Here is a 19,622-nt window from a genome sequence, read left to right on the forward strand (position 1 = left end):
AATAAATAGCAGTTTGGGCAAAGATTACAGCCTCCACACAACCTTCATTGGTCGACAAGAACTCTGAGAAGAGTAGCTACACTTATGGGGTGGCCAGGTAGATATGGATTTAACAAGATTCTGCATAATCATACGGTTTATCCAATGACAGGCAGATTCAATGATGAATTGTCAGACAGTTATTCTGGTGAGCTTTATATCAATAATAGTACTAATGTCAGTAGTTTGGTCGTGGGGAAAGGGAGAGCGATTTGCTTAGCATGCGTGAAAGACCAAAAGGATAGCTTCGGTTTTTCATTTTGGCGCCGCAGTTTACAGTCACCTGCAACGGTTTGCCCAACTCACAACCTAGTACTTTTAAAGGAATGCCAAGATTGCAAAAGAGCTTTTTCTCTGAATCGTTATAAAAGTGATGTGTTGTGGGAAGGCTGTTTTGTGGCACTAAAATTGATAACATGAGTTTAACGAAAAAGTGATAGGTGCTACCTGGCATAGCTCAATGAGTCGGGAGTGGCCTGATGAGCAGACTTGGGATGGCCGGACCCGTTATACACAGATCTGCCGATATGCATCCAGAGCCCATCTCCAGCATTGGCTCGCCATCGATGATGACGCTTTCGGTTGGCCACCTGAGGCGGGAAAGTACCTAATCCATTGTGCTGCAGATCAGGGATTAGGTCATGAGTCTACGCTCAGCGCTTTGCGCCGCGGTCTTGAGGAGCTTGTAGCCCAATGACCTTCACCCGAGGAAGCGCTTCCTAAGCATGCCCAGTGTCATCAAAATAATCATGCCTCGTGATCAGGCTAAGATCATCGGTGAGACGCATATGACTAAAGTCAGATGGGCACGTAACCCGTTCAGTGGCCTCCGGGCGCGTGGGCTTCCTTGTAACGCTTCAAGTCTTGGTATTCGCGGTATAGCTCACAGGCCTTCTTTAGCACTACAACACAACCGATGGCGACAAGTAGGTTCTTCATGACAGTGGGCTCCTAGTGTTTTTTGCATCTTGTTATGGGGGGCGACAAATCGCGTCGTCGCGGAGAGGTGTCCAAGGTCACATGGCCGACTCTCGCTGAGGAGGCGCTGATGGATGGCACTACGGCAGCCTGACTACTCAAGCATGGGCATCAAACAGCATCTCGTGGTCTTGACTGGGGTACGCAACCAACCAGAATGCGCGACTGGCGCACAGCTTCATGTGGAAGACTTGGATACGTCGAAACAGGCCACTGATCAGCAGACTCTCTTCGTTCCAGTCAAATTGAAACGCCTCGCCGAGCGCAAAAGTCAGCGGTACAAAAGCGCGTAAAAACTTGCCTTGCTCACCTCGCCAAGAGCGCACAAACGCCGTGAGCTAGCTGTAGCCGCCGTCGTAGCCCTCGGCCTTGATCTGCTCGAAAAGCGCTTTGGCGCTCCTGCGGTTGTGTTTTGGCCGGAACGAATCGGCCTTGAGCGCCTGTTCCAGCGTCTCGTGGAAAGGGCTGAGTGGCTTCGGGCGCTCTGACCCATTTTCGGATGGTGTTTCTAGAAAGCCCGATACGCTTGGCTATCTGATGCAGCGAGAGCTTGTCGCGGAAGTATATCCGCCGGATTTTCCCCAACATTCCCATGCTGATCACCCTGTGTTCTCCTGCTCAAAACGTGAGCAGAAACAGTTGAACACTTGGGTCAGTTTTCAGTCGGCAGAACAGCCTCTACTGGTTCAGTTTTCGGTCAGCGGCAACACCGATCAAGCTCGTCAAGAGGAACGCTGCAGACTACGAACAGCGCTTGCCACGAGCTGAAATTGATCAAAAATCCACCACCGCTTAGCAGGAATGATGATAGCTAAACGACACTGCGATGTGCTATTGGTATTCCCTGCCGATTTTGCAAAGGAAATGCTCATGTCAGGTTCAAGTGGAAGCCCGCGCGGCCCCGTCGATACGATCGTACTATGCGATCAACTCTCGTTCACGGCTCAAATTGCCTCCCCGAAAGATGACGTGGTGGAACGACTGAGGGAAGGGGATAGGCTGGACATCGTCACAGGTGACCAGAACGGCCAATCGGTTGTGCTCGCCTACTGGAATGGCGAAGAAGTGGGTGGGATTGCAGATCGTCGCCTGCAACGCCTGCGCCAATGCATGAGCGAAGGCCATATCTACTGGGCGCGGGTCGTCTCGATCAACGCCGGCCAGGTAAGAGTGCACATTTCCCCCGTCTGATTGAAGCAAGGAGGCTTTCATGATCACCATCTTGGGTGGCGTATATTCAGAACACTGCATACGCCCGAACTGGGACGAGGTTTACGGATCTGCCGGGCGCGCCGCAACCGCTATTGCTCGATTTGGCGGCAGCACCGAGCTCCACGGCGCAGTTGATGTCGACCAGCAATACATCATGGATAGCCGTGCGGCGCTTGAGGGCTTCGCCTTCCATGCCATTAAGGTTGATAAAGGATTTTCCTTCGACTACCTGCATGGGCTATCCACACCAGTTTTGACGGGGCCGGCCAATCCCCATCTACGAATCGAAATCGCCGCTAAAAATGTCCTTCGGTTCGGCATGGTCGAAGGCACGGCAGTTGTCACCGCGACTCGCGCCGTTTACGACCCTCAGAGTGCAGAAGGCCCTAGGTCATTCGGTGCCAATGGTTCCAGAGCTGATCACTTGGCAGTTGTATTGAACCTGAGTGAGGCTGGACTCCTCGTCGACAACCCGTCTCTTCAATCGCCAGAGCTGGCTGTTGCAGTCGCAGAGAAGGAAGAGGCTGAGGTCGTCATTATTAAAATGGGACCTTTGGGCGCCCTGGTCTATGACAAAGGAACGATCAGCCAGATACCGGCGTACAGAACCCGTAAAGTCTGGAAGATCGGTTCAGGCGACACCTTCGCTGCTCATTTTGCGCTGGCCTGGATGGATGAAGGGCTGTCTGCGCACGATGCTGCCGCCAGAGCTTCCAAAGCCACCGCTTACTATTGTGAAACTCAGGGCCACCCAAGCCGTAAACGACTCGACACCTATGAGCCCGAGCCGCTCGTTCCGTCAGAGCGCTACCGCCAAGGCTTTACTCCGACCGTCTACCTGGCGGGCCCTTTCTTTTCCTTGGCTCAGCTATGGATGGTCACCGAGGCGAGGAATGATTTGACCACTCTCGGCCTCAAGGTTTTTTCCCCTTTTCATGATGTCGGGTTGGGATCAGCTGAAGACGTGGTCCAGAAAGACTTGGATGGCGTCCATGAAAGCGATTTGCTTTTTGCGATTGGCGACGGCCTCGACTCGGGAACCATCTACGAAATTGGTTACGCCCGGGCACTGAACAAGCCGGTGGTTCTGTACGTGGAAAACGAGTCTGCCCAAGACAAGAAAATGATGGAAGGGTCCGACTGTCGAATCAGCGACGACTACGTCACCGCCATCTACCAAACGGTCTGGGAGGCTTGTGCACTGTGAAGTCTGCCCTACTGCTTTCAGGGGGCATGGACTCCCTGTCGATTGCCTGGTGGAAGCGTCCTGACTTGGCGATAACTCTCAACTACGGTCAACTGGCTGCCGATGCGGAAATTTCCGCATCTCGCGCGATCTGCAATCACTTGGGGATTGCGCACCACGTCCTGGAAATCGATTGTCGCCAGTTGGGCTCTGGTGACATGGCAGGCAGCAGTGCCGACGACCTGGCCCCTGCATCCGATTGGTGGCCTTATCGCAACCAGATGCTTGTGACACTTGCAGCAATGAAGGCCATTTCTCTGGGAGTGACCCACCTGTGGCTCGGCACCGTAAAGTCAGATGAGTTCCACCGCGACGGCACACCTGAGTTCATGGAAGCCATCAGCAAGCTCTTGTCTCTTCAAGAGGGGGGAATGGTAGTAGAAGCGCCGGCGATTGCTCTCTCCACCGCGGAACTGGTGAGAGTCTCTGGAATTACAGCTGGCTGCCTGGCTTGGGCGCACAGCTGCCACAAAGCCAACGCCCCATGCGGGAACTGTCGGGGCTGCAATAAGTACTTTGAGGTCTTCGATGAGGTTGGGCATGACCTGGATCGATTTGGGTAATCCTGCTCCTCGATCCGCCCCGGAGGCTTATGCGCTCTTCAAGTGGCCGACCGGCGAGATAAAGCGTCTTCCGGTCGGTTTGCCGCCAGGCCACTCGTTCCATCAGGTAATCGAGAACCGAACAACCGAGCGTGAGTTCGGGGACATGGACGATTCGGCTCTAGGCGCACTGCTCTGGCATTCCTGCAGGTCCCGAGACCTGTGGCCATCTACACTGGGTTTCGACCTAGAGCACCGTGCAGCTCCTTCCGCAGGGGGCATTCATCCAATTCATGTCGTGCTGTGCCGACCGGTCGAGGCTAAATGGTGGTTGTACCAACCGCAGGGTCACTACTTGGTCGAGATCGTTGGTGCAGCTGAGAAGCTGGGCCCTCTCTACGCAGAGAGTGTAAAGGTTCTTCCAAGCTCCCAAGCCGTACGACTGCTGTTTCTGGCCGAGCCCGGCAAGGTGTTCGCCAAGTACCAGAACGCATGCAGCCTGATATGGCGCGATGCCGGAGCACTGCTGGCATTGATCGCGCTGACAGCACAGGCCCAAGGACTCAATTTTTGTCCACTGGGCATTACCGGAGAACCTTGGGCCAGCTCTCTATCCAATAAGGGACAGCTGGTTGGCGTTGGCCTTGGGCTTCTTGGTCTTGCCAGCACGTCGTGAACTCGCCGATACCGACCCCAAGCCCATGATCGAATGTACGGTTTCAGGGGAAGACATCATCTCCAGCCAAATCAAGGCATCCAGCTCTGATGGCTTTACTCCCAACCCATTACTGAAGCGGATGAACTGTCCTTCCAACTGCAGGTAATGGCGCTCGACAGTGAGGTGGCTATCAAAGAACTTACCCAGCAAACCGGCTCGCAGGATATGTATGTCCAGAATGGCGACGTCGTCGGCGTCCAGCCAGTTTCTGGCCACCCATGATGCCGTCTTGTATCCAATGCCCGGGATATCCAGCAACCAGTCTCGAAGCGCACGCCCAGAGTGAATCGGAGGTAGTTCAAAGGCCAGCTTGGCAAGAGCCGCAGAGAGGTAGCGGGCTTTCTGCTTGGCGAAGCGATAGTGCACGGAGCGGCCTTCCACACTCATCGGCTCACGCAACCACTCCAACAGCTCTTCTTCGGATGGCGGTTCGTCGCCGAAGGCTCCTCGGGCTTTTACATGGTAGTACGCCGCCAGGCCAATATTTGAAGGGATGCCATGTCCACCCAAAAGGCAGGCACCTACTTCTTCCTTGAGTGTTGCACCGAGCTTGTAGTTGATACGTTCCCCACTCAGTCGGCGTGCATACACCTGATACGCCCAGTAGGCCGGCGTCGGGAATGCTTCAACTGCTCCCCAGGGCACACCAGGGATCACCTCTTCAGAGGGCTTGGGCAGCTCCACATTGAAGACGAGATGGTCGATAAAAATAGCGCCTAATTGCATCAGGCTGCCTCCTCGGTAGGGCCGTAGTTTTCCTGCATCCACTGCATCAGCTCGTATCGCTCCAGCGGGTCCATCTCGACAATCTTCGAGCGCAGCCGAGCTTGTCGACGTTGAATGGTTTGCCGGTCCCTGAATGTCTCTCCCCTGTACCGAGAGTCATGCAAACGAGTCGGAGGATCGAAGTTTATCCACACCGTCTCTTCGCGAACGTCGACATGAGTTTTGGCCGAGAAACTGACTTTTCGCCAGCCGTCGAGCTCGCGGTTATAGAGCTCGTTGTCATAGCCCGACAGCATCACATTGCACGGCAGGGAGACCAGGCAGCGTAGTAGCTGCAGATGATCCTCACAGCTGTAATCGCAACGGTAGATCTTCGCGCGCCGCCGCGTCTGGATCACATACGGGGGATCTGCGTAGACCAACTCATCGCCGGTGAAAGCAAACGTCTTGAAGAAGTCGATGGCGTCGACCTGGTGCAGTTCGCACGCCATGGGCTGCTCCACACGCCAGCGCTCAATCACCTGTGCATCGAGGTCCAACCCGATGTTTCGGGCAGCAGCTTTTTTGTTGCGCATAACAGCGCCACCGCCTAGGTGCGACTCGATGTAGGTCTGATGCGGGGGCATCAGATTGATCAAGCGCTGATAGCACTTGCCCTTTCCGCCTGGATATCTCATGAGCGCAGCATCGTCAGAAATGACGATGATGTCAATAGAGTACCGCCAAACGGTACAGGCGTTCCCGGAACGCGAGAGGAGAAGGATTTGCGGATCCTAATTTAGGGGAGAGGCCACGCTTCACCCGGCCTCTAAACCCACAAAATAGGAAGTCGGACAGATGAAAGCATCTAAGCCACGCAGCACCTCTAACCCAGCGAAACGCAAATCAAAACAGACCCTCAATCTGAAACGAAAAGCAGCTCTGAAGGGGAAAGCCACGAAACAGAAGGCGAAAACATCCGCGCAGAAAAAGCCATTGAAACGCCCATTCGCCCTGTGCGGCTGCCTGACGTATTGCAACTACCAATTCGACCTCTACCTGGCCCAATAACCTAAAAAACCTTCCGGCGGTAGGATCGCCGGAAGGTTCTTGGAGAAGGCAGGCACGCCAGGGCGTAAGTGCATGCCGTTCACCGGATTGAGTCTTGCCCGAATGTGTGCAGTCGAAAGCCGTATTGCGCTGGATGTAAAATTGCCTCGACCACTAACGAACCAAAGCGGCCCTTCACAAAGAGCTGGAACCGGCCGCTCACGATGCCAAAGCTGGCCATCGCTAATTTCTTCTGATTTTAAGATCATCCAGTCGCCCGCCTTTCGAGATGGAAAGAAAATGCTGCTGCCCCTTACCGAGACGATAAAGCGAACCACGCACCTGATTCAAAGCATGATAGGGTTTTGGAAGGAGCCTCATTGCGGATTCCACGCCATCCGGACACTCAGACCACGAGTATCCGGACAAGGCCTAGGCCCGCAACCATGAGTGGACACCATCAGCTACATACCTGAGGTCGGAATGTTACTTTTCTAGATTCTTGAGAAAACCTTTGTTTTTCAGTTGGTTATTTAGGCTAGACAGTTTTTATTGTCTAAGGCACGGTCCTTTCTAAGGACTTTTAGTTTTGCGACAGTTTTACATATTTGTCTTGGGGACTCTGAAAGTCTTGGAACCTCAGCCCTGCGTGCGACAGCTTCAATTGTCCAGATCAGTGCTAATGAGAGACGCGGCTAAAATGCCGCGCTTTTCTTTGCGCCACACATAACGGCTCCTTTCATCTGCGTCGTCGCCCTGCCGAGAAATATTCTGAATTTCTGCTTTGTGGATCACTCAACTGCTCAAGACCCGCCCGTCAAGAATGCGGACGACATAGAGAATCCTGCCATGATGGCTACTACGCAAGCAGTTGAAAACTCACATCAAATCATTCTGGTTGTGGAGGATGAGGCGTTGATCCGCGATCTCTTGAGCGAGGTCCTGGAAAGTGAGGGAATGGAAGTCGTCGCCAAGTCCGATGCTGATCAGGCACTTGCTTACCTGACGGACGCGGCTTCAGACGTCGCGTTGATCCTCACGGATATCAATATGCCGGGATCCATGAATGGCGCGCAATTGGCCAACTACTCCATGCGTGTCTGGCCTGCCATACCGATAGTCGCCATGTCGGGCATGGAAACGTTCGAGAGCGCCGGTATCTGCGCCGAGGTGCGATTCCTTCGTAAACCGTTTGCGATGGCCGATATGGTGTCTTCGGTACGAACCGCACTTGCTGGCGCTGTGCAGTAAAGAGCTTGCCTGGGTTGGCAGGAAAGAACCCGCTCAGGCTCGGTATTCAAGAGCCGGTTGGCGTAAAGGGTACGAACCTGACCACGCATCTGACGCCGGGCTGGTTATCGGAAAAGGTCACTTGCGCATTCAATTGTCGCCCCAGTGACGCAATGATCTTCATCCCCAGAGACCTGCTTTTACGGTAATCGAACCCAGGCGGCATTCCCTGGCCCTGATCCACTACCGTCAACACCACGCAGTCGCTTTCCGGTTTCAACGTCACCCACACAGCACCTTGCGAGGGAAGTGCGTAAGCGTACTTGAGTGCATTGGTAAGTAACTCGTTGACCAGCAGGGCAAGCGGAATGGCACTGTCCATCGGCAGGATCACCGACTCCAGATCAAGTTCGAACCTGGCCTGGGGAGAGGCCGTCGCTTTGATTCCCGCAATGACCTGGGACAGATACGAAGCAGTATCCACCGCGCCCACCTGGTCCGACTGATACAACTTCTCGTGCACGGCCGCGATGCTCATGATCCGCCTGGACGTGTCAGTCAAGGCGGCGCGGGCCTGATCGTCATGCAGTTGGCGAAGCTGGAGCTGAATCAATCCGACAATGAGTTGCAGGTTGTTCTTGGTCCGGTGATTGACCTCTTTGAGCAGCATTTCCTTTTGCTCAAGCAGCCTGGTTTTCTCTTTCAGCGAACGTCGAAGCTCAAGTTGCCCCATAACCTGTTTCGCCAGGGTCCTGAGAGCGGACTGTTGGCGATCTGTCAGGACCCGTGGGGTTCGATCAAGTATGCAGAGAGTACCGATGCCATGCCCGTCGGGTGTTTCCAGCAAACAACCGGCATAAAAACGCAGGCCGGAGTCCGCAGTCACCAGCGGGTTGGCACACATTCGGGGATCGTCGCGCAGGTCGGGGATAATGGTGACCCCGGGCTGCAAAAGAACATGACGGCAAATAGAAATATCCAGCGGTGTTTCTCTGATACCCAGACCAATCTCTGCCTTGAACCACTGGCGATGCTCTTCGATCAGGTTGACGACTGAGATGGGCACTTCACAAATGTCTGCCGCCAACGCCACCAGGTCGTCGAATTCGGCTTCGCGCGGCGTGTCGAGAATCCCATAGCTGCGCAGCGCATCGAGACGCTCGTCGCAGGCAACGGTCTCGGGCTGGCCTTGCGCGAGCATGAGCTGATTCTCGGTTTCGACCAGCGAAGATGTCCAGGAGGTCATGGCGATTTCCGCGTAGGAATAGGCAGCTGGAGGGCAGAAATTATAGCGCCCCCATGGTGGTAGCTGTCAGACCCTGAAAATCGGGTCAAGTTGTGGAGTGTAGTGTCAAACAGACATAGCGGGTCAAACCCGTTTGTCGTCCTGCTGCGTCTCACTCTTCACAACCGTCTCCTGTTCGAGAATCTCGATCTCTTCGCCACTGGCCAGCTTGCGGTACTGGCGGCGTATCTGTTTGAGTTGCTTGGAGTCCTTGCTGTCCAGATCAAGCACCGCCATGTGCGCCTGATTGGTGGCCCTGAGCAGCTCATCGATCTTGATGTGCAGGATGTCGTTATCGCGGTTCTGGGTGTTCTGGATGATGAACACCATCAGGAAGGTGACGATAGTGGTCGAGGTGTTGATGATCAGTTGCCAGGTATCGTTGTAATGAAACCAGGGGCCGGTGCCTGCCCAGAGCATGATCAGTAATACAGCCACCAGAAAGGCGGTCGGGCTGCCGGTTCTCTTCGAGATGGACTGGGCAATCTTGGCGAACTTCATGACGGGGCCTTCCGGAAAATCAAAATCCCTGGCCCTTGCGGGTACGTGACCCGCAAGGGCTCTGACGCTTTAAGGCCAGGCCTTATTTAGCCGGGTCTTTAGCGGCGTCACCGCCATGTGCGGCAGCCAGTTTGCGGGCCTCGCTCAGGTGCGCCTTGAGTTTGGGCAGCGTGGCTTCAGCGAACGCCTTGAGTTCGGCGTCCTTGCCATCCTTGATTTCTTCATTGAACAGTTCGATGGTCTGCTCGTGTGCCTTGACCTGGTTGTTGGCATACGAGCGGTCAAAGGACTCTTCACGAATATCGAGAATGAGTTTTTTCGCCTTGTCCAGCAGCTCGGCATCAGTGCTCACCTCAAGCTTCTTGGTGGTCGCAATGGTCTTGAGCTTCTCGTTGGCTGCGGTGTGATCGTCGATCATCATCTGCGCGAAGGTTTTGACGTCGGCCGACTGGCTCTTTTGCAGCGCCAGCTTGCCGGCTTCAACTTCAGCGATGCCCTTGGCCGAGGCTTCATCGACGAACTCGGCAGGCGAGTCGGCAAACGCCGTGGTGCTTGCCAGTGCCACGAACAGGCTCAGGGTACCGGCGCGAAATACATTCTTCATGGTGAACTCCTTTCAAGATTTTATTAGCCATGCCTGAAAGGGACTGATACCCGTGAAATGAAGTTCAACACTTTTGAGCTTCGCGCCATCGTGCGGATCGGGATCGCGCAGATTCAGGCAGGTACGCCGAGAATCACGTGAGATGCCTTGATGATTGCTGTTGCCGTGGCGCCAGGGACCAGGCCGAGCTCATTTACCGCATCGCGGGTGACGATGGAGTGGATTCTGGTACCGCCGACGAGCTCGATCACCATTTAGGCATTTCAGAGTGTTTGCACTGTCAACGGTAACGACGCCTACCGGGGCGTCACCGCCGATCAGTTTTAGCCCGCAGGTCGAATGGGCTGTCGGGGGCCTGTTTTTCCATATGCAGACAATGCCTTCGGCAAGCTGGCAGCCCTCTTGTCTGCCGATGACTTATCGCTATAGTGTTATCTATATAGCGATTGATATGGCGACCGGAACAGGCTCATGCGCGGCAGAACCTACCCTTATAAAGCTTGGCTACTGACCCGCAACTACGAACCTGTAGAGGTCGAGTTGGTGGGTTTGGGCTATATCGACAGCACTCATGACTGCACCCATTCGGGCCGCAACCATCCTATGGATGAGCTTTTCCCAACCAAGGATGCTGTCATCGCGCATGCAGAAGACAAATTGGCCGCCATGGCCGATCATCTGGCCAAGCGGCAAGCCTGGTTGTACCAACGCCAGACAGAGTTGCAGCGCCACAAATAATCTTCGCGCCGCCTTTCACAGCGCTTTATGGCCGGGACACTTCACGGGGTTAAGGTATGATGCCGCGCCCAACGCCCTTGCCTAACCTGCCGGTTCTCTATGACCCCCAATGCGCTGTATACCGATTTGTCTGCCTACTACGATCTGATGTGCGCCGACATCGACTATCAGGCGCAAAGCCAGAGCATCCGCAGGCTGCATCAACTGTTCGGCAACGGCGGGCGTAATCATCTGGATCTGGCGTGTGGCACCGGGCCGCACATTCGTCACTTTCTTGATTTCGGCTACCGCAGTGCCGGCCTGGACATCAATCAGCCGATGCTCGACATCGCCGCCCAGCGTTGCCCCGAAGCCCGCTTCGATTGCCGCGACATGGGCGATTTCACGGTGAACGAGCCACTGGATCTGGTCACCTGCTTCTTGTATTCCATGCACTACAACGCAGACTTGCAGCGCCTCAAGGCCTGCATCGTGCGCGTGCATGATGCGCTGGGAGAAAACGGCGTGTTCTGCTTCAACGCGGTGGACAAGGAGCGCATCGACAACCGCTCGGCCGTGGGCCATGCAGTCACCCACGACGGCAGTGATTTCGCCTTCGGTTCCGCCTGGTACTACTCAGGCCAGGGCGAGCGGCAGTCGTTGCGGCTGCGCATCGACAAGACCTGCGATGGCGTGACCCAGACCTGGCAGGACGAGCACCCGATGGTGGCCGCCAGTTTTGTCGAGTTACAGGCGTTGCTCAAGCCCTGGTTCGAGGTCACGGTATTCGAGCATGACTATGAAAAAATCACCCCGTGGGACGGTGTGTCCGGCAACGCGATTTTTGTCTGCGTGAAGGTCTGAGACGGCCTGGTTATCCACAGGCCGCTCACTCAGTCGTAGTCGACAATAAACTCATAGCCATGGTCGATCAGCTGGCGCAGGTACTCATCGAAGCTGCCGGCAATCACCTTGTAGCTGTCCGGGTCGTGCAGGTAACGCACCACTTGCCCGACCGTGCCGCCCGCTGCCGGATTGAAGTCCAGATACAGCCGCGAGGTGCCGCCGTTGTTCATGCACTGTGAAAAACACAAGCGCTGGCCCATGCCCAGCGTGCCGTCGATGCCGGCGCCGATCAGCTCCGGGTCTTCTTCAAGGTACTCGCCATACACCTGGGCAATGCTGTCGTTGTATTCCTCTGCTTCCTTGAGAATCTGCTCCACAGAGCTCAGGTAATACGGGTACTCGAAGACATCCGAGCCCAGCATCAGCACGTAGATTTCACCGCCCGGGTATTCGCGAAAATGGGTGCCGTCAATGCGGCCCAGCAGTTCCAGCAGGCTGGCCGGGGTCTGTGGATAACGTGCGGTGAGCCTTTGCAGATCGGCCTGCGAGGCGCCGTGCGCCAGCTTCAATTGCTCCCGGCTTTCGTCAGGCAGCAGCGGGATCAGGCCGGTCAGGTATTCATCGACGATGGACATGGTGAGACCTTTTCAAGAAAGTAAAAACGGGTGGGTGTCGGGTGTTTCCTGACGCAATACGGCCAGACGCTTGAGCAGGTCAAGGATGTAGCCTTTTTCGATCATCGAACCGTGGTGACCGTCACAGAAACGCTCGCCACGCACGCACCAGGTCAGCAGGGTCTTCACCTCGCTCAACGAAGCGGCGGCCACATGCTCGCTATCGCGCAGCTTTTCCCCGGTACGTTGCATGTCGTACTCGAAATCCATCCAGCAGTCCTGGCCTGCCGCTGCATAGAACGCATTGACGACCTCAACGTAGCTGGGCCACTCACTATCAGCCGTAAAGAATGACGTCTTGATGGCAACGCCGTCGGGATACAGGCGCGGCAGGTAGGCGAGCAGCTCATCGATATCGGCAGGCTGCGGGCCTGCTATCCGGGCCACATAGTGATCGAACAGCCGCACCTGATCGGCGAACATTCCTGAGTTTTCATAGAAATGAACATCCTTGAGGTAACCCTGAAACTCGGCTGAATGCGGACCTGTCACCCACAGTGAAACCGTCGCGGCGCCCTGCATGAGCCAATAGATATCAAAGGAATTCTCGTAGGCTTTGGAGTAGCTGAGATTGACCGCATGCGCATGCAGATCGAGCGCCAGCTGCTGGCCTTCGGCGACCCAGGACGCCTGGCCTGATGAAATCCCAGAGGCAATGAACGCCTGATAACGCGCTACCAGCTCAGGCCCTGTGTCTTCCAGAGGCGCCAGATCCGGCGGCATGAGTCGCCAGGGTTCGAGCAGGCCGCGGCCTTCATGGGCTGGGCAGGGTTGATTGAACGACAGCCCCAGCCAGGCCTTCAAACGCGCGACGAGGCTGAACATGTGTGTTCCCAGGCAAGGGCCGAAGGGCAGGGGCGAAGGTCCATCATTCTGAAAGCGTCCTGATACCGAACAGCGGTGTGCTGCTTGGAGTCGCGCTGTTGTGCCGGGTTCCCTGAGCGGTTTTTGTAGTCTGTCGCCACAACCAAAAAGAGCGCCCTTCGAGGCGCTCTTTTTGATTCACCACTCCTGCTTACAAACTCGGGAACGCGAACTGCGAGGCTTCATGGCTGGTGCGTTTCGGCCAGCGCTGGGTCACCGCTTTCTTGCGTGTATAGAAGCGCACGCCATCCGGGCCGTAAGCGTGCAGATCGCCAAACAGCGAGCGTTTCCAGCCGCCGAAGCTGTGGTAGCTGACCGGCACGGGCAGCGGTACGTTGACGCCGACCATGCCGACTTCGATTTCGTCGCAGAACAGCCGCGCCGATTCACCGTCGCGGGTGAAGATGCAGGTGCCGTTGCCGTATTCATGCGCGTTGATCAGGGCGATGGCTTCTTCCAGGCTGCCCACCCGCACGACGCACAGCACCGGGCCGAAGATCTCTTCCTTGTAGATGCGCATTTCCGGGCTGACGCGGTCGAACAGCGTGCCGCCGACAAAGAAGCCGTTCTCGTGGCCGGTCACGCTCAAATCGCGACCGTCGACCACCAGTTCTGCACCGCTTGCATGGCCGTCGTCGATGTAGCCGAGCACTTTTTCCTTGGCCGCTGCGGTGACCAGCGGACCCATGTCCAGGCCTGCCGAGGTGCCGGCGCCGATCTTCAGCGCCTTGATCTGTGGCACCAGTTTCTGCACCAGCGCGTCAGCCACCTGATCGCCAACGCACACCGCCACCGAGATGGCCATGCAGCGCTCGCCGCACGAACCATAAGCGGCGCCCATCAGCGCGCTGACGGCGTTGTCCAGTTCGGCGTCGGGCATCAGCACCGCGTGGTTCTTCGCGCCGCCCAAGGCCTGTACGCGCTTGCCGCGTTTGGTGCCTTCGGAGTAGATGTACTCGGCAATCGGCGTCGAGCCGACGAAGCTCAGGGCCTTGACCTCAGGCGCTTCGATCAGCGCGTCCACCGCTTCCTTGTCGCCATGCACCACGTTGAGCACGCCCTTGGGCAGGCCGGCTTCGTGCAGCAGTTCGGCGATCAGCAGCGTGGAGCTTGGGTCGCGCTCGGACGGCTTGAGGATGAAGCAGTTGCCGCAGGCGATGGCCAGCGGGTACATCCACAGCGGGACCATGGCCGGGAAGTTGAACGGGGTGATACCGGCGACCACGCCGATCGGTTGCAGGTCGGTCCAGGCATCGATGTTCGGGCCGACGTTGCGGCTGTAATCGCCCTTGAGAATCTCTGGTGCGGCGGTGGCGAACTCGACGTTCTCGATGCCACGTTTCAGTTCGCCGGCGGCGTCTTCTAGGGTCTTGCCGTGTTCTTCGCTGATCAACTGGGCGATGCGCCCTTCGTTGGCTTCCAGCAGTTGCTTGAAGCGAAACATCACCTGCGCGCGCTTGCCCGGTGGCGTGTTGCGCCAGGCCGGGAAGGCGGCTTGCGCGGCGTCGATGGCCTGTTGCACGGTGGCGCGGCTGGCCAGGCTGACTTTACGGATGGCCTGACCGGTCGACGGATTGAACACATCGGCGGTGCGGCTTTGGTCAGCGACGTACTCGCCGTTGATCAGGTGCGAAATGGTGCTCATGAGTAGGGTCTCGTAATGCCTGTTTATTTGAGTTCGGTTTCGACGAAAACCACGTCGTGATCGCTGGCATTGATCACGTTGTGCTCCACGCCGGCCTTGCGAAAGTAGCTCTGGCCGGCCACCAGAGGCGCGTGCTTGTCGCCCTCCGGGGTTTCCAGCAACAGCGTGCCGTCGGTCATCGGCACCACCACATAGTCACGGCCGTGGCGGTGCTGGCCGGTCTCGGCACCGGGCGCAAAGCGCCACTCGGTGACGATCACTTCAGCGTTGTCGACTTGTACCGTGGCGACAGCCTGTGGGCGCTGGCTCATCAGTCGACGCCTTGCAGGGCTTGACCAACGGCATCGAACACGCGGTCCAGGTCTTGTGGCTTGGCATTGAAGGTTGGCCCGAATTGCAGGGTGTCGCCGCCAAAGCGCACATAGAAGCCGGCTTTCCACAGGGCCATGCCGGCCTCGAACGGGCGGATGGTCGGGTCGCCGTCACGCGGGGCGATCTGCAACGCGCCGGCCAGGCCGCAGTTACGGATGTCGACCACATGCTTGGCGCCCTTGAGGCCATGAATGGCGTTTTCGAAATACGGCGCCAGCTCGGCCGATTGCTGCACCAGGTTTTCCTTTTCCAGCAGCGCCAGCGAAGCCAGGCCCGCCGCGCAGGCTACCGGGTGCGCCGAGTAGGTGTAGCCGTGGGTGAACTCGACCGCGTGCTCGGGCAGCGACTGGTTCATGAAGGTCTGGTAGATCTCGCGGCTGGCGACCACGGCGCCCATTGGGATCGCGCCGTTGGTGACTTGCTTGGCCACGTTCATGATGTCCGGCGTCACGCCGAAGTACTCGGCACCGGTCCATTTGCCCAGGCGGCCGAAGGCGGTGATCACTTCGTCGAAGATCAGCAGGATGTTGTGCTGGTCGCAGATTTCGCGCAGGCGCTTGAGGTAGCCGACTGGCGGCACGATGACGCCGGCCGAACCGGACATCGGCTCGACGATCACGGCGGCGATGTTCGAGGCGTCGTGCAGCTCGATCAGCTTGAGCAGTTCATTGGCCAGCGCCACGCCGCCGGTTTCGGCTGCGCCTTTGGTGAAGGCCAGGTCCGGTTGCAGGGTGTGCGGCAGGTGGTCGACGTCCATCAACTGGCCGTACGCCTTGCGGTTGCCATTGATGCCGCCCAGTGCGGTGCCGGCGATGTTCACGCCGTGATAGCCACGGGCGCGGCCGATCAGCTTGGTTTTCTGCCCCTGGCCCTTGATGCGCCAGTAGGCGCGCGCCAGCTTGACCGAGGTGTCGGCGCTTTCCGAGCCGGAGCCGGTGAAGAACACATGATCGAGGCCGGCAGGTGTCAGGCTGGTGATTTTCTCGGCCAGCTGGAACGACAGCGGATGGGCGTACTGAAAGCCCGGCGAGTAGTCCAGCGTGCCCAGTTGCCTGGCCACCGCTTCCTGGATTTCCTTGCGCGAGTGCCCGGCGCCACAGGTCCACAACCCCGACAGGCTGTCATAAATGCGACGGCCCTGATCGTCGGTCAGCCAGCTGCCTTCGGCCGCGACGATCAAACGCGGGTCGCGCTTGAAGTTGCGATTGGCGGAGAAGGGCAGCCAGTGGGATTCCAGATTGAGCTGGCTGGCCAGCGATGGGGTTTGCTGCAGGGCCTGATTCATGTCGCCAATCCTTGTGGTGGTGGATAAGCCCAGCTTGTACCCGCAGGATGGGTGAGTTAAATCTATATCTTCTTAACTTAAGTTATGGATTGGCTCACCTATGTTGTCGTCCAAGAAGCCTGCACTCACCCAAGTCAGCGATTTCGATCTGCGCCTGCTGCGCCTGTTCAAGACCGTGGTGCAGTGCGGCAGTTTCTCGGCGGCCGAAAGCACGCTGGGCATCAGCCGTTCAGCGATCAGCCTGCACATGAGCGACCTGGAGAAACGCCTGGGGATGCGCCTGTGCCAGCGCGGCCGGGCAGGCTTCGCGCTGACCGATCAGGGCCGTGAAGTCTTGCGTTCAGGCGAAGCGGTGCTGGCGGCCATCGAAGGCTTTCGCAGTGAGGTCAACCAGCTGCACAGCCAGTTGCGCGGCGACCTGAATATCGGGCTGATGAGCAACCTGGTAACCCAGCCGAAAATGCGCATCACCCGCGCGCTGGCATCGCTGCGCCAGCAGGGTGATGGAGTGACGGTGAATCTGAGCATGAGCACTCCTGGCGAGATCGAGCGCGGGCTGCTGGACGGGCGCTTGCATGTGGGCGCCATCCCGTTGATCACGCCGTTGTCCGGGCTGGAATACAGCCTGCTCTACGAGGAACGCAGTTACCTGTATTGCTGCGCCGGGCATCCGCTGTTCGAGCACGCCGAACACCTGGGCAACGAAGAACTGCGCCATGCCGATGCGGTGGTGCCCAGCTACCGCATGACCGCCGAAGCCATCGGCCTGCACCAGTTGCTGGAGTGCGCGGCCACCGCTACCGACCGCGAAGGCATTGCGTTTCTGATCCTCACCGGCAGCTATATCGGCTTCTTGCCGGACCATTACGCCGCAGGCTGGGTCGAGAAAGGCGTGCTCAAGGCCATCGCCCCGCAACGGTTGTTTTTCGATGCGCCGCTGGCGATTGTCACCGCCCGTGGAAGGCGGTCGAGCCTGATCATCGATCATTTTCTCAATGCGCTACAGGGCAGCGATTGTTAAGGCCTGGCTCTCATAGGCGCTACTTGTAGGACCGGCTTTAGCCGGGAATAAAGTGCCACCGTTCCCGACTAAAGTCGGTCCTACGGTCGCTATCGCTCATCAGCCGCCGATAAACGCCAGCAAGTCTTCGTTCAGTTGCTCGCCATGGGTCGCGGTAAAACCGTGCGGCGCACCCTGGTAAACCTTCAGCTCGGCGCCGGCAATCAGCTTGGCGGCCAGGCGGCCGGTGGCTTCCAGCGGCACGACCTTGTCGGCGTCGCCATGGATGACCAGCGTCGGCACATCGACCTTGGCCAGGTCAGGGCGGAAGTCGGTTTCCGAGAAGGCGGTCACGCAATCCACGGTGCCCTTGAGCGAGGCCAGCAGGGCGATGTTCAGGGTCTGGGTCTGCACGCCCTCGGACACCTGATTGCCATCGTCCAGGCCGAAGAAGGTGCCGGAGAAGTCAGCGATGAACTGCGCGCGGTCCTTGAGCAGGCCGGCCTTGATGCCGTCGAACACTGACTTATCCACACCTTCTGGATGGTCGTCGGTCTTGATGAAGATCGGCGTCACCGCACCCAGCAGCGCCAGGCGCGCGACACGCGAGGTGCCGTGGCGGCCGATGTAGCGCGCCACATCGCCGCCGCCCATCGAGAAGCCCACCAGGGTGATTTCCTGCAGGTCCAAGTGGTTGATCAGGTCGGCAATGTCATCGGCGAAGGTGTCGTAGTCATAGCCGGTCCACGGCTGGTCCGAACGCCCGAAGCCGCGTCGGTCGAAGGCGATGGTGCGGTAGCCGCGGCTGCTCAGGTAATTCATCTGGTATTCCCACATGTCGGCGTCCAGCGGCCAACCGTGGCTGAACAACACCGGCTTGCCGGTGCCCCAGTCCTTGTAATAGATCTCGGTTCCATCGCGGGTGACGAACGTACTCATGACAAGCTCCAGAGGGTGCGGGTGAAAAATTGTGACCGCGCGCGCGCGGCGGGAATTCACTATTGTTCAACGTGCGCCCGATGGATTGCATGGGTGTGCTTTTGTGATTGAGACACCCCCGATGGCTTTATCAACTCGTAGGAGCGGCTTCAGCCGCGAAAGGCGTCACGCGGTGTCTGCTTCCCGACTAAAGTCGGGCCTACGGCCACCGCGGCGCGGATGCCTTCGATCAGCATCAGGCACGCCGGGTTGTCGTTGTCGCTGCGCCACACCAGGTGCAGTTCGCTCTGGATGCCTTCGCCCAGGTCGATGTCGCGAAAGGTCACTTCGCGAAACACCACGTTGGTCGCGCAGCGCGGCACCAGGGCCAGGCCCATGCCGGCGTTGACCAGCGCCAGGATGGTCAGCGACGAACCCAGCCATTGCACGTATTCGGGCGCCACGCCGGCCGAACGGAACAGCCCGGTGAGCAGTTCGTTGAAGGGCGGGTAGGCCGAGTGCGAGTACATCAGAAACGGCATGCCGCCCAGATCAGGCACCGTGACCTGGGCCGCGTGGGCCAACGGGTGATTGCTCGGTACCGCGAGCACAAAGGGTTCGCGCACCAGGCATTCGCTTTGATAACCCGGTTGCAGCAGCGGGGCGCGGACAATGCCCAGATCGATGCGCCGGGCGCGCAGGGCTTCATGCTGCTGGGCGGTGTTCATCTCGCTCAGGGCGATCTTGACCTGCGGCTGGTTGAGCCGCGCCTCGGCGATCACCTTGGGCAAGAACTCGTATACCGCACTGCCGACAAAACTGATGCTCACCGAACCGATATCGCCTTCGGCAAAGCGCCTGGCTGCCAGCGCGGCCTGCTCGGCTCGCTCCAGCAAGTGTTGCGCCTCGATGAAAAACGCCCGGCCGGCGGCGGTCAGCGCCACGCTGCGGGTGCTGCGCGTGAACAGCGCCACGCCCAGATTGTGTTCGAGCAACTGGATCTGCCGCGAGAGCGGCGGCTGGGTCATGTTCAACCGTTCGGCAGCGCGGCGAAAATTCAGTTCGGTGGCCACCGTGGCAAAGCAGCGCAGTTGAGCGAGTTCGAACATTGATATCTTCCGGGTATCAATCAAGTGTCAATCTAGATTAGACGGAAACAATACCCCGGTACATGATCGGTTCACTCCACAA

At 57.8% G+C, this 19,622-nt stretch carries 22 protein-coding genes and 2 pseudogenes; 10 read left to right on the forward strand and 14 right to left on the reverse strand.

Annotated elements, in window-relative coordinates; translation table 11 throughout:
* Nucleotides 1-472: 472 nt before the first annotated feature.
* Complete coding sequence (locus ACYAS9_RS08195; protein ID WP_463567809.1) at nt 473-736, forward strand: HAD domain-containing protein; 264 nt, start codon at nt 473-475, stop codon at nt 734-736.
* A 385-nt stretch (nt 737-1,121) separates the two neighbouring features.
* On the opposite strand, the pseudogene ACYAS9_RS08200 reads toward ACYAS9_RS08195, so the two are convergent.
* A pseudogene (locus tag ACYAS9_RS08200) lies at nt 1,122-1,611 on the reverse strand (IS21 family transposase); the annotation flags it as partial.
* A gap of 276 nt (nt 1,612-1,887) precedes the next feature.
* On the opposite strand from ACYAS9_RS08200, the gene ACYAS9_RS08205 reads away from it, so the two are divergent.
* From ACYAS9_RS08205 to ACYAS9_RS08220, 4 genes are read left to right on the forward strand one after another with little or no spacing between them, the layout of a single operon-like run.
* A complete protein-coding gene (locus tag ACYAS9_RS08205) occupies nt 1,888-2,208 on the forward strand; it encodes a hypothetical protein (protein ID WP_463567810.1) in 321 nt (106 codons plus the stop codon).
* A gap of 19 nt (nt 2,209-2,227) precedes the next feature.
* Nucleotides 2,228-3,436, forward strand: a complete 1,209-nt coding sequence (locus ACYAS9_RS08210; RefSeq protein ID WP_463567811.1) for a PfkB family carbohydrate kinase — start codon at nt 2,228-2,230, stop codon at nt 3,434-3,436.
* Nucleotides 3,433-4,038, forward strand: coding sequence for a 7-cyano-7-deazaguanine synthase (locus ACYAS9_RS08215; protein ID WP_463567812.1), 606 nt, complete (start codon nt 3,433-3,435; stop codon nt 4,036-4,038). The genes ACYAS9_RS08210 and ACYAS9_RS08215 overlap by 4 nt, the downstream gene beginning before the upstream one ends.
* The gene (locus ACYAS9_RS08220) at nt 4,016-4,693 is read left to right on the forward strand and encodes a nitroreductase family protein (protein ID WP_463567813.1); all 678 of its coding nucleotides are present in this window, start codon (nt 4,016-4,018) and stop codon (nt 4,691-4,693) included. Before ACYAS9_RS08215 ends, ACYAS9_RS08220 begins: the two co-directional genes overlap by 23 nt.
* Here ACYAS9_RS08220 and ACYAS9_RS08225 read toward each other — a convergent pair.
* Entirely contained in the window at nt 4,628-5,461 is an 834-nt protein-coding gene (locus tag ACYAS9_RS08225) for an 8-oxoguanine DNA glycosylase (protein ID WP_463567814.1), read from the reverse strand. The genes ACYAS9_RS08220 and ACYAS9_RS08225 overlap by 66 nt on opposite strands.
* Complete coding sequence (locus tag ACYAS9_RS08230; RefSeq protein ID WP_463567815.1) at nt 5,461-6,036, reverse strand: DNA adenine methylase; 576 nt, start codon at nt 6,034-6,036, stop codon at nt 5,461-5,463. Before ACYAS9_RS08230 ends, ACYAS9_RS08225 begins: the two co-directional genes overlap by 1 nt.
* A 262-nt stretch (nt 6,037-6,298) precedes the next feature.
* Between ACYAS9_RS08230 and ACYAS9_RS08235 the strand changes: the two genes are divergently transcribed.
* Complete coding sequence (locus tag ACYAS9_RS08235) at nt 6,299-6,511, forward strand: hypothetical protein (protein ID WP_463567816.1); 213 nt, start codon at nt 6,299-6,301, stop codon at nt 6,509-6,511.
* Nucleotides 6,512-7,339: 828 nt separating this feature from the next.
* Complete coding sequence (locus ACYAS9_RS08240) at nt 7,340-7,741, forward strand: response regulator (protein WP_463567817.1); 402 nt, start codon at nt 7,340-7,342, stop codon at nt 7,739-7,741.
* 46 nt (nt 7,742-7,787) lie between these two features.
* Here the strand turns inward: ACYAS9_RS08240 and ACYAS9_RS08245 are convergent, their stop codons facing one another.
* The 4 genes and pseudogenes from ACYAS9_RS08245 to ACYAS9_RS08260 form a co-directional block, all read right to left on the reverse strand.
* A complete protein-coding gene (locus tag ACYAS9_RS08245) occupies nt 7,788-8,966 on the reverse strand; it encodes a sensor histidine kinase (RefSeq protein ID WP_463567818.1) in 1,179 nt (392 codons plus the stop codon).
* A gap of 123 nt (nt 8,967-9,089) precedes the next feature.
* Nucleotides 9,090-9,506 (reverse strand): low affinity iron permease family protein, encoded by a 417-nt coding sequence (locus ACYAS9_RS08250; RefSeq protein WP_463567819.1) that lies wholly within the window; start codon nt 9,504-9,506, stop codon nt 9,090-9,092.
* An 82-nt stretch (nt 9,507-9,588) separates the two neighbouring features.
* A complete protein-coding gene (locus tag ACYAS9_RS08255) occupies nt 9,589-10,110 on the reverse strand; it encodes a DUF4142 domain-containing protein (RefSeq protein WP_463567820.1) in 522 nt (173 codons plus the stop codon).
* A 113-nt stretch (nt 10,111-10,223) separates the two neighbouring features.
* Nucleotides 10,224-10,364: pseudogene (locus ACYAS9_RS08260) on the reverse strand (TOBE domain-containing protein); the annotation flags it as partial.
* 217 nt (nt 10,365-10,581) lie between these two features.
* Here ACYAS9_RS08260 and ACYAS9_RS08265 point away from each other — a divergent pair.
* On the forward strand, nt 10,582-10,848 hold the full coding sequence (locus ACYAS9_RS08265) for a hypothetical protein (protein WP_463567821.1): 267 nt from the start codon (nt 10,582-10,584) through the stop codon (nt 10,846-10,848).
* A 99-nt stretch (nt 10,849-10,947) separates the two neighbouring features.
* Nucleotides 10,948-11,691 (forward strand): class I SAM-dependent DNA methyltransferase, encoded by a 744-nt coding sequence (locus ACYAS9_RS08270; RefSeq protein WP_463567822.1) that lies wholly within the window; start codon nt 10,948-10,950, stop codon nt 11,689-11,691.
* A gap of 29 nt (nt 11,692-11,720) precedes the next feature.
* Here ACYAS9_RS08270 and ACYAS9_RS08275 read toward each other — a convergent pair whose 3' ends face one another.
* The 5 genes from ACYAS9_RS08275 to aptA all read right to left on the reverse strand — a co-directional run bounded on the left by ACYAS9_RS08275 (nt 11,721) and on the right by aptA (nt 16,513).
* Nucleotides 11,721-12,308 carry an SMI1/KNR4 family protein gene (locus ACYAS9_RS08275; RefSeq protein WP_463567823.1) on the reverse strand — a complete coding sequence of 196 codons (588 nt, stop codon included), beginning with the start codon at nt 12,306-12,308 and terminating at the stop codon, nt 11,721-11,723.
* 12 nt (nt 12,309-12,320) lie between these two features.
* Nucleotides 12,321-13,172, reverse strand: a complete 852-nt coding sequence (locus tag ACYAS9_RS08280) for a DUF6508 domain-containing protein (RefSeq protein WP_463567824.1) — start codon at nt 13,170-13,172, stop codon at nt 12,321-12,323.
* 190 nt (nt 13,173-13,362) lie between these two features.
* Complete coding sequence (locus ACYAS9_RS08285) at nt 13,363-14,856, reverse strand: CoA-acylating methylmalonate-semialdehyde dehydrogenase (protein WP_463567825.1); 1,494 nt, start codon at nt 14,854-14,856, stop codon at nt 13,363-13,365.
* A gap of 23 nt (nt 14,857-14,879) precedes the next feature.
* Entirely contained in the window at nt 14,880-15,167 is a 288-nt protein-coding gene (locus ACYAS9_RS08290) for a cupin domain-containing protein (RefSeq protein WP_463567826.1), read from the reverse strand.
* Complete coding sequence (gene aptA / locus ACYAS9_RS08295; protein WP_463567827.1) at nt 15,167-16,513, reverse strand: omega-aminotransferase AptA; 1,347 nt, start codon at nt 16,511-16,513, stop codon at nt 15,167-15,169. The genes ACYAS9_RS08290 and aptA overlap by 1 nt, the downstream gene beginning before the upstream one ends.
* Nucleotides 16,514-16,613: 100 nt before the next feature.
* On the opposite strand from aptA, the gene ACYAS9_RS08300 reads away from it, so the two are divergent.
* A complete protein-coding gene (locus ACYAS9_RS08300) occupies nt 16,614-17,534 on the forward strand; it encodes a LysR family transcriptional regulator (RefSeq protein ID WP_463567828.1) in 921 nt (306 codons plus the stop codon).
* Between the two features lie 99 nt (nt 17,535-17,633).
* Here ACYAS9_RS08300 and ACYAS9_RS08305 read toward each other — a convergent pair whose 3' ends face one another.
* Together ACYAS9_RS08305 and ACYAS9_RS08310 are read right to left on the reverse strand one after the other, a co-directional pair.
* Nucleotides 17,634-18,452 (reverse strand): alpha/beta fold hydrolase, encoded by an 819-nt coding sequence (locus tag ACYAS9_RS08305; RefSeq protein WP_463567829.1) that lies wholly within the window; start codon nt 18,450-18,452, stop codon nt 17,634-17,636.
* Nucleotides 18,453-18,601: 149 nt separating this feature from the next.
* On the reverse strand, nt 18,602-19,540 hold the full coding sequence (locus ACYAS9_RS08310; protein WP_463567830.1) for a LysR family transcriptional regulator: 939 nt from the start codon (nt 19,538-19,540) through the stop codon (nt 18,602-18,604).
* Nucleotides 19,541-19,622 lie beyond the last annotated feature (82 nt).

Source organism: Pseudomonas sp. HP_08 (genome assembly GCF_055284095.1).